We start from the raw sequence: 12,183 nt of genomic DNA, 5'->3' as shown, positions 1-12,183 counted from the left end.
ATGAGAGCCATTCGACAAGAAGAACCCCACTGCGTATCAGTCATATATTTATATCATTTATATGATTATTTCCCTGATGCTGTTTGAGGTTCCACTTCCAGATGTACCATGCGGGGGACTCCAATAATGAGGAGAGAACTCATGATGAGAAAGATTTCTGCGGTTGTTTCCATGATAGTATATCTCCGAACTAACCACCCTACCCCTTCAATTCTTTGGGGCTCTACCGCTTCTCAATTCGCCTGATGACAAGGTAATCAACCGTAATTGGTAGAACAATCAGTGCGCACGTATAATAGATTGAATTCTAAATATATTAAGTTGAAACAAATGAAGTCGTCGTGCTGCATAGATGCTCTATATTCAGCAGGCTTCTCTCGACAGCTATCGGAGAAATCGATTACTGTCCCGTTACCTGCTTGACCTGTGTGTAACGCGAGTTTCACGTAAATAAAAACCTGTGCTACCAGCTACTGATAGGGGCGCGGCCCGCTACTCGTCGACCGGGGATTTGACGACCGTCACCGGTCGCTCGGACATGTTCACGACCCGTTCGGCTACGCTTCCCAGCAGCCGTCGGTACTCGCCCGAGCGGTTCTTCGAGCCGACCACCGTGAGCCCGATGTCGGCCTCGTCGCCGTACCGGAGAATCTCCTCGTGGGGGACGCCGTGGCGTACGATCTCGGTCGTCTCGAGCCCGGCCGCTTCGGCTTCCTCGGCGATCGCCTCGACGGCGTCGGTGCCGGCCTGCTCGAGGGCGCTCTCTAACCCCTCGAACTCGTGGACGTACTCGTCGCCGGGGTAGGAGCTGTAGGCGTCGGTGTCGACGACGTAGAGGACGTGTAGCTCGGCGTCGTACCGTTCGGCCGCGTCGATCGCGTGATCGATCGCGTCCTCGATTCCGGCGCTCATGTCAGTCGGCAACAGGAGTCGATCGTACATACTCGAGTGAACGCGATCGGACACCATATTTCCGGCGACGAGTCCCAGTACGCTGGAAGGGACGAAAGCACGAATCCGTACGGATGGGTCGGCCGGGTTACCAAGCCACTGATGTATTTGTAGTCGGACTTCGAAGCCGGCGTATGGACAGGGAGACGGTTGGCAGCGGGACCTCGCTCGAGCGATGATCGGCTACTACCTGCGGTACGCCCAGGTGTTGCTTCGATTCCTTCCCGTCGCGATCGCGCTGCTCAGAGACCAGCGGCGGTTTCTCCTGTTCGGTCCGCCCCGGCGGGTGTCGACGGCGGTCCACCGCGAACGGGCCGAGCGACTCACCGAAACGATGCTCGATCTCGGCCCCGCGTTTATCAAGGTCGGCCAGGTGCTGTCGACGCGTCCGGACGTCGTCCCCCCGACGTACGTCGAGGTCTTTTCGAGCTTGCAGGACGAGGTTCCCGAGAACACGGGCGGGGACCCGATGACCGTCCTCGAGGCGGAGCTGGGCGACGACCTCGACCTCGAGACGGTCGAGCCCGTCGCGGGCGGCTCGCTCGCGTTCGTCTACACCGCCGTGTACGAGGGCGAGCGGATCGCGCTGAAGGTTCGCCGACCGGAGCTGGTCTCGATGATCGAGCGCGACCTGCGGGTCATCAGAGGGATCGTGCCGCTGCTCGCGATGTTCGCCGACGAGCGCCAGCGCTACTCGCTGGAGAACGTCGCCGACGACTTCGAGGCGATCATCCTCGAGGAGCTGGACTTCGAGCGCGAGGCCGCGATCATGGACGAGATCGGCGACAACTTCGCCGACGACGATCGGGTCGTCGTTCCCGAGATCTACGACGAACTGTGCTCCGAGCGGGTGATCGCCATGGAGTTCGTCGAGGGACGGAAGATCACCGACGAGGACGCCCTCACTGCGGCCGACACCGATCCGACCGAGATGGCCACCCTGATCGCCCGGACCTACCTGAAGATGGGGCTGGTCGACGGCGTGTTCCACGCCGATCCACACCCGGGGAACCTCGCGATAACCGGCGCCGGGCGACTCGTCATCTACGACTACGGGATGAGCCAGCGGCTCACGCCTCAGGAACAGGAGGACATCACGAACCTGTACCGCACGCTCGTTCGCCGGGACGTCGACGGCCTGTTGAACACGCTCATCGCGCTCGAGGTGCTCGAGCCGACCGTCGACCGAACCGCCGTTCGTCGCGTCCTCGAGCTGGTGATCGAGAACCTCGAGGGGCGTCCGGAGATTACCTGGCGGGCGATCATCACCGAGCTGCTATCGATGCTGCAGGACTTTCCGTTCCGGATCCCGCCGAACGTGATGTTGCTCGTCAGGGTCGGTACCGTCGGCGAGGGGGTCTGTCGGAGCCTCGACCCCGAGTTCGACTTCCTCGCGGTGACGCGGTCGTTTCTTGTTGACCACGGGTTCATCGAGAGCGAGCTCGAAGCGTTGCTCGCGGAGACTCGAACCGACCTGCGGGAGTCGGCACCCGTCCTTGCGCGGGCGCCAGCCCGGTTCGATTCCGTCTTCGGCCAGCTCGAGCGGGGCGAACTCGTCGTCAGGACCGACCCCGTCGATCCACCCAGCGGGAGCGATCCCGCGGTCGGGTACGCCATCATCGCCGGTGCGCTGTTCGTCGCGACAGCAGTGTTGACGCTGCACGCCCAGCCTTACGAGCTCCCGTCGCTGCTCGCCGCGGTCGCCGCGCTCGTCCAGTACGTTCGCGTGCGACGGTGAGTCCCGGGTCGACGGCTCGCTCGCGGTTCTCGGCGCTCGCCGACGCCACCCGGACTTATCCACCCCGCGGGAGAACGGACGGACATGTACGATCGGATTCTGGTTCCCACTGACGGCAGCGAGTACGCCGAGGACGCCGCCGAGCGGGCGTTCGACCTCGCGGAGACGACCGACGCCGAAGTCCACGTCGTCTGTGTCGTCGAGCAGGGACCGCTGGGTTCCGTTCGGCTCCCCGGTGACGACGCCAGCGCCGCCGACGCGTTCGCCGAGCGGGCCGAGGAGTTCGTCGCGCGGCTCGCCGAGCGGTCCCACGAGCGCGGTCTCGACCTCGAGACCGAGATCCGCGAGGGCGTCCCGGTCCGGGAGCTGCTGACCTGCGTCGACGAGGTCGACGCGGACGCCGTCGTCATGGGAACCCGAGGACGGGGCGGGGTCAGTCGGATGATGCTGGGCAGCGTCACCGACGGCGTCATCAGAGAGGGTGACGTCGACGTCCTCGTCGTCGGCGAGGATCAGGAGTCGGCCCGCTGACCGATCGCCCGCGAGCGACGGCCGATCCCCCAGCCGAACAGCGCGAGGCCGACGAAGATCCCGACCGCCTGCAGGACGTACGCCTCCGGCAGCTGTTCGGGCGAGATCCCCCAGGCCTCGAGGCCGAGGCTGAGCAGGAGCAAGACGAGCACGAGCGCGAGCCCGGCGTCGGCGCTGCGCATGCTCGGCAGCGCCTCCGGCGAGGAGAACCCGCGTCCTAGCGCGTAGAAGACGAGCGTGAACGGCACCCAGCCGACGACGACGTACAGTACCGCCTGCGAGCCGTCGCCCGCGAGGACGTCGCTCGGTACCAACACGCCGTAAACGAGCGCGACCGCGAGCAGGCTTCCGGCGAGCAAGAGGAGGGCGCTCGAGTCGCTCGATGAATCCATCACCGACTGTTCTGCCCCTGAACTGTTCAAACTACCGCTCAGTCTCTGTCGCAGGCTCGAGTGCGACCCGACTAGCCCTCGAGGTGTCCCCGAACTCGCTCGGCGGTGTCGCACAACAGCGGGACGTCGTCGGTGAAGACCTCGACTGCGACGGTGCCGTCGAACTCCGTGAGCCGATCCGCGACGATTCCGTAGTCGATCTCGCCGGCCCCCAGCGGGAGGTGGGTGTCGCCTCGGCTCCGGGCGTCGTGGACGTGCAAGTGGCTGACGAGGTCGCCGTACCCCGAGAGGAAGCGCTTGACTCCGTCGTTGCCGTCCTCCATGTAGGCGTGACCGACGTCGAAACAGACCGCGGTGTCGGTCTCGCGGGCCAGATCGCCCAGCACCGACAGCGGCAATCCGCGCTTTTGGTGGCCGACGTTCTCGACGACGAGTTCGACGCCCGCGTCGGCGCCGGCGTCGGCGATAGCGGCCAGCTGCTCGGCGAACACCGGCCGGAGGTCCGTGTCGTGTGGGTTCCGGGCCGTCCCGTGGAGGACCGCCTTCTCGGCGCCGACCGAACCTGCCCACTCGAGCAGCTCTCGCTGGTAGCCGAGGATCGCGTCGTTGATCCCGTCGACGGGCGTCACGACGACCTGTTTGAACGGTAGATGGACACAGAGGTCGGCGTCTTCCCGCTCGAGGAGCCCCTCGAGGCGGTCGGTGTCGATCGCGTTCGGGTCCGCTCCTTCGCCGATCGACAGCTCGAGCAGGTCGAAGCCGTCGATCGTTCGGTCGGCGCGCTCGAGCGAGTCGCCGACGGTGAGTCCGAGCTCCATATCGGATCAGGGACCGCCGTCCCCATAGTTCCGCCGGGGCATCGGCGGGAGGTCCTCGTTTAGGCGATCGGCATCGGCGCCAACGTGGTCGGAGCAGGAATCACCGTCTCCCTCGAGCGACTGCCGGCCGTCGACCGACTCGTCCGTCGTTTTTATTTCTGTCGGCGTGGGAAACAGATCCAAGCGGGCCGACGCCCGACTTCACCACAACCATGTCATACGACGTCCTTGTCCCCGTCGACGGATCGGACCGGGGGTTCGCCGGTCTGGAGTACTGCCTCGCATCGTTTCCGGACGCGTCGCCGACCGCACTGTTCGTCGCCGACCCCGCACACGATCACACGGCGAGCGTCGGATCGTCCGAACCGACCGCCGAACGCGCACAGGAGCGGGGAGAGCGGGTTCTCGAGCGCGCGGCCGACCGTGCCGACGAGTACGGTCTCGAACTCCGGACCGAGTTCCGAACGGGCACGCCCCACACCGAGATCCTCGCACTTGCCGACGAGGCGGACGTCGACCACGTCGTCCTCGGCAGCCACGGTCAGTCGCCGATCACACGCCCCTTCCTCGGCCGCGTGAGCGAGGCCGTCGTCCGCCGAGCGTCGGTCTCGACGACGGTCGTTCCCGAGACGACCGCGGCGATCCGAGAGCGGGATCTCCCGGGAGAGATTCTGGTCCCTCTCGACGGCTCCGAACAGGCCGAGGCCGCGCTCGCCTACGCCCTCGAGACGTTTCCCGACGCCTCTCACACCGCCTTCCACGCGCTGGATCTCCCGTTCGATCGGCCGCGATCGGCGGTCGAGGGGACGTACCTGGAGGCGGTCCTCGAGGACCGCGAGAGTCGAGCTGATGAAATCCTCGAGTCGGCGACGACGCTGGCCGACGAACGCGGGGCGACGCTCGAGACCGAGACCGCGCCCGGAGCGCCCGCAGCGGCGATCGTCGAACGCGTCGAGTCGGGCGGCTACGACCAGCTCGTCATGGGGAGCCACGGCCGATCGCTCGCGGCCCGGCTGTTCACGGGGTCGGTCGCCGAGCGGGTCGCTCGCCGCTCACCGCGGACGGTCACGCTGGTTCGCGGGGCGCCCGCCTGACTCGTCCTCTCGCGGCCGACAGAGAACGATCTCGACGGGTAGCCGCCAGACGGTTTCGTACCGCGTCTCGAGAACCCGGAAGCCGACCTCACGCAGGGTCTCGGTGACGTAGATCGGTCGACAGTCGACGGCGGTCGGCAACAGGTCGTGAACCCGTTCGTAGAGCCACGTCGTCGGGCCGAATCCACCGCGGGAGAGCGAGACGACACAGAGACGGCCGTTTGGGGCGAGGACGCGATGCCACTCGGCGAGGACGGCCGGAATTTCGGACGTATCGAAGAGCTCGAGGACGAAGCTCGCGAAGACGGCGTCGAACGCGGCGTCTGCGAACGGCAGGCTCGCACCGTCGCCTGCGATCACGACGCCCCGCTCGAGGCCGGCATCGGCTAGTGCCCGTCGGGATGTCCGACACATCCCGTCGGCGAGATCGATTCCAACCGCGGCCCCCGTTGGGCCGACGGCTCGCGCGATGACGACGAGGGCAGTGCCGGTCCCGCAGCCGACGTCGAGGACGCGCTCGCCCGGCTCCGGGGCGAGCAGCTCGAGGCCGCTCGTCCGCGCGGGAGCCTCGAACGGGTCTGCGACGGCGTCGTACCGGCGAGCGAACGCGTCGTACCAGCCGCGGGCGTCCGATTTCGACCGGGGAACGCGGGCGATCGGCCCCGGCGGTCGGTCGGTCGCCTCGCTTGCGGCGCGTCGCTCGTCGGTCACTCCTCTGGCGCTTCGATCAGCTCGAACAGCGGATCGAAATCCTCGGGGAGTCCGTTGCGAACCTTCTCGATGTTCCCGGGCGGGACGTCCTCGGCGACGATCGCGAGCAGCTGCTGGGCGTGGTAGTTCGCGTCCGCCCGATCGACGCCCTCGCGCTCGGCAACCCGATCGAGGAACTCGTGATAGTCGAAGCGCTGGCCGTGTTCGGCTTCTCTCAGGTAGCGGTCGATCTCCATCGGGAGCGGACTGGCGAGATCGGTCGCCTCCCCCTCCGGAAGCCGTTCGCCGAGCGTCGTCAGCACCGCCCGTGTCGCTCGGACGGCCTGGCCGAACTGTGCGTACTCGAGTCTGTGCTGGACCTGACCGACGAATTCCTTGTAGTTCATGGGTTGGGTGCTGGACCGCCTCGAGCCGAGGGGCTCCAGGCGGCGAGTCGACGGCCGTACACCGCGAAGCGGAATAAAACTACTCGGATCCGCGGGATCGGTCGTCGACCGAGGCGGCGTCCGGAACGACCACCACGGGGATCGGCGCTCGGCGCACCAACCGATCGGCGGTGCTTCCCAGGAGCGCCTCGGCGACGCCGCCCCGGCCCGTTCGGCCGACGACGAGCAGGTCGATCGCCTGTTCCTCCGCGTACTCGAGAATCGCCGCCGCCGGGCGACCGCGACGGACCGCCCCCCGAACCTCGAGTTCCGGCGTGCGGTCGCCGCAGGCGTCGACGACGTCGTCAACGAGTTTCGTCCGTGCTCGGTCGAGGTCTGCGACCTCCGCGACGCCGAAGCGCATCGGGTTTGCCGTCGTGTCGACCACCGAGAGGACGTGGACGGTCGCCCCCTCGAGTTCGGCGAAGCGGAGCGCTCGCTCGAGGGCGGCCTCGGCGGCGTCGCTGCCGTCGGTCGGGGCGAGGATCGATCGGATCGGCGCGTCGGAACCGTCGTTCTGGCTCATTCGACCGACGATTGGACCGCCGGACGCCTAACGGTTCGCGTCCGCGATCAGGCTGTCAGCACCGGCCGGTCGACGCTCCCGAGGAGCCGTCACGGCGTAGTCGCCGATCTTCTCGTAGGAGCGCCCGCATCGGAGTTCGGTCGTCACCTCGCGGCCGGCGCGGCCCTCGAGCAGGCGTTCGAAGGGTGTCGACTGCTCGGCCGGCAGGCCAGGTACGTTTCGCCGGTTACGCTCCCACCCGGTCGAGCGTAGAACACATCAAGAGTTATCGGGGTCGGCAACACCGGTGTAGCCATGACGGAGTTTGCAGCCCGGGTCGAGCAGGTGTCGATCAGCGGCATTCGGGAAGTATTCGAGGCCGCCGGCGAGGACGCGATCAACCTCGGAATCGGCCAGCCCGACTTCCCGACGCCCGAACACGCCCGACGGGGGGCGATCGAGGCGATCGAGGCCAAGCGGACCGACGCCTACACGTCGAACAAGGGAACCCGATCACTGCGTGAGGCGATCGCCGCGAACTACGACCGGGAGTACGGGCTCGAGATCGATCCCGCCGACGTGATCGCCACCTCCGGCGGGAGCGAGGCGCTACATCTCGCGCTCGAGGCGCACGTCGACCCCGGCGAGGAGGTAATCTTCCCCGACCCCGGGTTCGTCTCCTACGACGCGCTGACCCACATCGCGGGCGGGACGCCGAAACCCGTCGGCCTGCGCGACGACCTCACCCTCGATCCGGCGACGGTCGAGGACGCGATCACCGACGAGACCGCGGCCTTCGTCGTCAACAGCCCCGCGAATCCGACGGGTGCGGTCCAGAGCGAGGAGGACATGCGCGAGTTCGCCCGCATCGCGGACGAACACGACGTGCTCTGTCTCTCCGACGAGGTGTACGAACGGATCGTCTTCGAGGGCGAACACCGCTCGCCGCTCGAGTTCGCCGAGAGCGACAACGTCGTCGTCGTCAGCGCCTGCTCGAAGACCTACTCGATGACGGGCTGGCGGCTGGGCTGGGTCCTCGGCTCGAACCGCCGGATCGAGCGGATGCTGCGGGTCCACCAGTACGCCCAGGCCTGCGCCTCCGCGCCCGCCCAGTACGCCGCCGAGGCCGCCCTGACGGGACCACAGGATCCCGTCGAGGAGATGGTCGCGGCCTTCGAGGAGCGCCGCGATCTGGTCGTCGACGGCCTCGAGGACGCCGGCCTCGAGGTGCCCACGCCGTCGGGGGCGTTCTACGTCATGCCGAAGGTCCCCGAGGGCTGGTGTGACGAGGTGCTCGAGCGGGACGTGATCGTCGTCCCCGGCGGCGCCTTCGGCGCCAACGGCGAAGGGTACGCCCGCCTCTCCTACGCCACGAGCACGGCGGAACTGAAGGAGGCCCTCGAGATCATCGACGACGCGACGCGAGCGGTTCGGTAGCGACACGGGTTTCCCCTCCGAGCTCGCCCCGACGAGGGGCCATCGGCACCTTTCCTCTCAACTCCACTCGCTCGTCGGAGTGAGTTGCTCGAGAAGTGGACCCAGGGAAGAGACGAACGGTCGGGCCCGTAAGCCACCTGCCGGAGGCTCCTCAGAGTGTTAGTCCGACCACCAGCACGACCGCGACCGCCACGAACACGAGCGCGACGGTCGTCTTCAGTCCCGACTCGCCCGACGTCCGCCGAGCCCAGTCCCGGTAGCGGCCCTCCAGTGAGTCCGGCAGAGCGGCCAAAACCGTCCGTTCCGGGTTCCGAACCGCGACGACGACGGCCGCAGCCGCGCGAGCGACATGCCCGTCGACCCACCCGTAACTCCGTGCGAGGACGTCCGTGACGGCGTCGGTGCCGTAGAAGACGAGCGGATCCCGGAGTTCGTCGACGTCCTTCCCTCCCGCGACGCGGCCGAACAGCGGTTTCGCGACGACGAACGCGACGAGGCTGCCGACCGCGAGGACGGCGGCCTTGTAGAGGTGGGCCCTCGAGTAGGGGTCGGTGCTCCAGGCGTCGGTCGCCGGCAGGAGCGCGAACAGCGCGGGGTAGAACACGCCCAGCAGGACGCAGGCGACCGCGATCGGCGCCGAAACCGCGAGATCGGCCGGCGACAGGTCGGGGATCGAGACACGCTCGCCCTCGAGGAAGGCGTAGTAGCCGAACTTCATGAACGAGACGAACGTTCCGACGGCCCCGGCCAGCAGCAGGGCCTCGAGGAGGGTCGCGTCGGCCTCGGCGGCCGCGTCGAGGACCATCCCCTTCGTGACGAACCCGTTGAAGCCGGGGACGCCGGTGATCGAGAGCGCGGCGACGAGGAAGGTCGCGAACAGCAGGGGCGTCGCCCGCCCGAGCGCGCCGAAGCCGTCGAGCTTGTTTTGCCCCGTTCGGACGACGACGAAGCCGGCAACCATGAACAGCAGCCCCTTGTAGAGGACGTTGTTGAACAGGTGGCCGAAGCCGCCCGCGACCCCCAGCGCCGAGCCCAGCCCGATCCCGGCGAGCATGTAGCCGACCTGAGCCTGGATGTGGTAGGCGAGCAGTTTCCGCATATCCTTCTGGGCGAGGGCGTAGGCCACGCCGTAGACGGTCATCGCGGCGCCGACGGACGCGAGGACGAGGTTCCCCTCGGGGAACGCCCGGTAGGCCGCGTACACCGCGACCTTCGTCGTGTACGCCGAGAGGATCACCGACGTGCCGACGTGGGGCGCCGCGTACGTTCGGGGCAGCCAGACGTGGACCCCGATCAGGGCGGCGTTAACGCCGACGGCGAGGCCGACCGCGATTGCGGACAGTCCCGGACTGATCCCCGTTCCGTCGTACTGCAGCGCGGTCGCCGAGGGGCCGACGGCGACCCAGTGGAGGGCGACGCCGACCAGCAACAGGCCGCCGCCGACGGCGTGGACCAGCGCGTAGCGGTACCCCGCCCGCACCGCCTCGCCGCCGTGGTACCACACCAGCAGCGTGCTCGCGACGGCCATCAGCTCCCAGCCGAGCGCGAGCGCGAGCCAGTCGCCGACGAAGACGGTCCACAGCGAGGTCCCGGCGTACGCCAGCGCGAGCAGGAGGTGACGGGTGTCAGTGCCGACGAGGTAGGTGTAGCCGACCGCCAGCGCGCCGAACGCAGAGAGCGCCAGCCCGACGAGTCGAGCGGCGTCGTCGACGCTCACGAGGACGAGTTCGAGCCCAAGGAACGGCACCGTCGGTCCGGTTCCATCGGGGACGAGCAGCGTCCACGCGGCGACGAGGCCGAGCCCGACGACTCCGAGGACGTGCGCGAGCCGTCGCGAGCAGAACGGAACCAGCACTGCGGCGAGGACGACGGTCGCCAGCGGCTGGACCGAAAGCAGCGCGTCGGGACCGCTCCCGATCACGGGCGACTCACCCCCGCGCTCTCGGCGGCCGTGTGGGCGGCCTCGAGGACGAACAGCCAGTCGGCGGCGACCCCGACGGCGACGACGAGCGCGCCTACCGCGAGGATCGGACCCAACAGGAGCCACGTCGTCTCCGCACCCGTCGGGGTGCGGCGCTCCCACTCGGCCCCGACGGTGGGGCCGCCGTCACCCTGTTCCCGGACGGCGGCCGTCGATGCGTCCGTCGGCTCGGATTTGGCCCCGCCGTCGGCTCGAGCACCACCCATCGGCTCCTCGACGATCGGTTTCGGGTCGGGATCCGCGTCCTCGAAGAACGCGGCGTAGACGATCGGCCAGAAATAGGCGACGTTGAGCCCGCCCGAGACGACGAACAGCGCGAGCACGAGCCCGTTGTCCGCCTCGGCGCTGCCCAGCAGGAGGTGCCACTTGCTGACGAAGCCGGCGAACAGCGGGATGCTCGCCAGGCTGGCGGCCCCGATAGCGAAGGCGACCATCGTCAGGGGCATCCGGCGACCGATCCCCGCCATCTCGCTTATCTTCTTGGTCCCGCACTCGACGGCCAGCGCGCCGGCACAAAAAAAGAGGGTGAGCTTCCCGACGGCGTGGACCGGCAGGTGGACCAGCCCGCCGACGACCGCCGATGGGGTCAGCAGCGCGATACCAAGGACGATGAACGAGAGCTGTGCGATCGTCGAGTAGGCGAGCCGTCGCTTCAGGTCGTCCTGGCGCAGCGCGAGCAGGCTCCCCAGGAGGATCGTCGCGGCCGCCACGCCGGCCAGCGGCGCCGCGAGTCCGAGGACCTCCGTCGTCACCGGGCCGTAGACCTCGAGGACGACGCGGGCGAGCGCGAACGCGCCGGACTTGACGACCGCGACGGCGTGGAGCAGCCCCGAGACCGGCGTGGGCGCGACCATCGCGCTCGGCAGCCAGCCGTGCAGCGGCATGATCGCGGCCTTGACGCCGAAGCCAGCTGCCAGCAGCCCGAAAGCGATCCGGGCGAGCCAGGGGTTCTCGCTCGCCGCGTCCGCGAGCGAGTCGATTCCGCCGGGCGCGAACGTCGCGGTACCGGCCAGCCAGAAGACGAGTAGCGTGCCGCCGACCGCGAGGGTGCCCCCGCCGAGGACGTACGCGAGGTACTTGTAGCCGACCCGCCGGGCCCGCTCGGTGCCGTCGTGGGCGACGAGCGGGTAGGTGCCGATCGTCATCAGCTCGTAGAACAACACGAGGACGAGCAGGTTCGCGGCGAAGGCGACGCCCATCGCCGCGGCGATGCTTAGCGCCAGCGCGGCGAAAAAGCGGGTCTGGTGTGCTTTCTCGTGGCCCCGCAGGTAGCCCGCGCTGTAGATCGCCGTCGGAATCCAGAGGGCGCTCGCGACGGCGCCGAACAGCATCCCGAGCGGATCGGCCCGGAACGCGAACTCGATCCCGGTGGCGAACGTCCCGAGGTGGGTGACGTAGACCCGACCCTCGAGGACGCCCGGGAGCATGCTCGCGACGACGGCGAAGGTGGCGAGCGAGCCGACGAGGCTCACCCCCTCGCGAAGGGCCGGGCGCTCGTCGGCGAGCGCGACGGCGACCACGACCAGCGCGGGGACGAGGACGGCGAGGAACGGACGCAGCGTCGCGACCTCCGCGGCGCCGTCGCTCATCGGGGCTCGCA

The 12,183-nt window shown here is 68.2% G+C and carries 12 protein-coding genes; 4 read left to right on the top strand and 8 right to left on the bottom strand.

Annotation, left to right across the window (positions count from 1 at the left end; genetic code table 11):
- Window positions 1-492: 492 nt before the first annotated feature.
- Window positions 493-942 carry a universal stress protein gene (locus tag QA600_RS20635; protein ID WP_278293813.1) on the bottom strand — a complete coding sequence of 150 codons (450 nt, stop codon included), beginning with the start codon at window positions 940-942 and terminating at the stop codon, window positions 493-495.
- A 184-nt stretch (window positions 943-1,126) separates the two neighbouring features.
- On the opposite strand from QA600_RS20635, the gene QA600_RS20630 reads away from it, so the two are divergent.
- Together QA600_RS20630 and QA600_RS20625 are read left to right on the top strand one after the other, a co-directional pair.
- Entirely contained in the window at window positions 1,127-2,689 is a 1,563-nt protein-coding gene (locus QA600_RS20630) for an AarF/UbiB family protein (RefSeq protein WP_278293812.1), read from the top strand.
- Between the two features lie 84 nt (window positions 2,690-2,773).
- The gene (locus QA600_RS20625; protein ID WP_278293811.1) at window positions 2,774-3,220 is read left to right on the top strand and encodes a universal stress protein; all 447 of its coding nucleotides are present in this window, start codon (window positions 2,774-2,776) and stop codon (window positions 3,218-3,220) included.
- On the opposite strand, the gene QA600_RS20620 is transcribed toward QA600_RS20625, so the two are convergent.
- Window positions 3,202-3,612 carry a hypothetical protein gene (locus QA600_RS20620; RefSeq protein WP_278293810.1) on the bottom strand — a complete coding sequence of 137 codons (411 nt, stop codon included), beginning with the start codon at window positions 3,610-3,612 and terminating at the stop codon, window positions 3,202-3,204. The two genes, QA600_RS20625 and QA600_RS20620, sit on opposite strands and share 19 nt — an antisense overlap.
- 71 nt (window positions 3,613-3,683) lie before the next feature.
- Window positions 3,684-4,430, bottom strand: coding sequence for a sugar phosphate isomerase/epimerase (locus QA600_RS20615; protein WP_278293809.1), 747 nt, complete (start codon window positions 4,428-4,430; stop codon window positions 3,684-3,686).
- A 212-nt stretch (window positions 4,431-4,642) separates the two neighbouring features.
- Here QA600_RS20615 and QA600_RS20610 point away from each other — a divergent pair, with 212 nt between their 5' ends.
- Entirely contained in the window at window positions 4,643-5,524 is an 882-nt protein-coding gene (locus QA600_RS20610; RefSeq protein WP_278293808.1) for a universal stress protein, read from the top strand.
- Here the strand turns inward: QA600_RS20610 and QA600_RS20605 are convergent.
- The 3 genes from QA600_RS20605 to QA600_RS20595 form a co-directional block, all read right to left on the bottom strand.
- On the bottom strand, window positions 5,483-6,235 hold the full coding sequence (locus QA600_RS20605) for a methyltransferase domain-containing protein (RefSeq protein WP_278293807.1): 753 nt from the start codon (window positions 6,233-6,235) through the stop codon (window positions 5,483-5,485). The genes QA600_RS20610 and QA600_RS20605 overlap by 42 nt on opposite strands.
- Window positions 6,232-6,621 (bottom strand): DUF2267 domain-containing protein, encoded by a 390-nt coding sequence (locus QA600_RS20600; protein WP_278293806.1) that lies wholly within the window; start codon window positions 6,619-6,621, stop codon window positions 6,232-6,234. The genes QA600_RS20605 and QA600_RS20600 overlap by 4 nt, the downstream gene beginning before the upstream one ends.
- A gap of 79 nt (window positions 6,622-6,700) precedes the next feature.
- Complete coding sequence (locus tag QA600_RS20595) at window positions 6,701-7,186, bottom strand: universal stress protein (RefSeq protein WP_278293805.1); 486 nt, start codon at window positions 7,184-7,186, stop codon at window positions 6,701-6,703.
- A gap of 294 nt (window positions 7,187-7,480) precedes the next feature.
- Between QA600_RS20595 and QA600_RS20590 the strand changes: the two genes are divergently transcribed.
- A complete protein-coding gene (locus QA600_RS20590; protein ID WP_278293803.1) occupies window positions 7,481-8,602 on the top strand; it encodes a pyridoxal phosphate-dependent aminotransferase in 1,122 nt (373 codons plus the stop codon).
- A gap of 151 nt (window positions 8,603-8,753) precedes the next feature.
- Here QA600_RS20590 and QA600_RS20585 read toward each other — a convergent pair whose 3' ends face one another.
- Both QA600_RS20585 and QA600_RS20580 read right to left on the bottom strand, forming a co-directional pair.
- Window positions 8,754-10,523: a proton-conducting transporter membrane subunit gene (locus tag QA600_RS20585; RefSeq protein WP_278293802.1), complete on the bottom strand. Its 1,770-nt coding sequence runs from the start codon at window positions 10,521-10,523 to the stop codon at window positions 8,754-8,756.
- Window positions 10,520-12,172 carry a proton-conducting transporter membrane subunit gene (locus QA600_RS20580; RefSeq protein ID WP_278293801.1) on the bottom strand — a complete coding sequence of 551 codons (1,653 nt, stop codon included), beginning with the start codon at window positions 12,170-12,172 and terminating at the stop codon, window positions 10,520-10,522. Before QA600_RS20580 ends, QA600_RS20585 begins: the two co-directional genes overlap by 4 nt.
- Window positions 12,173-12,183 lie beyond the last annotated feature (11 nt).

The sequence above is a fragment of the Natronococcus sp. A-GB1 genome, from assembly GCF_029688845.1.
GTDB lineage: Archaea > Halobacteriota > Halobacteria > Halobacteriales > Natrialbaceae > Natronococcus.
Note: the sequence above shows the minus strand (reverse complement) of the source record. Positions and strands in the feature narration are given on the sequence as shown.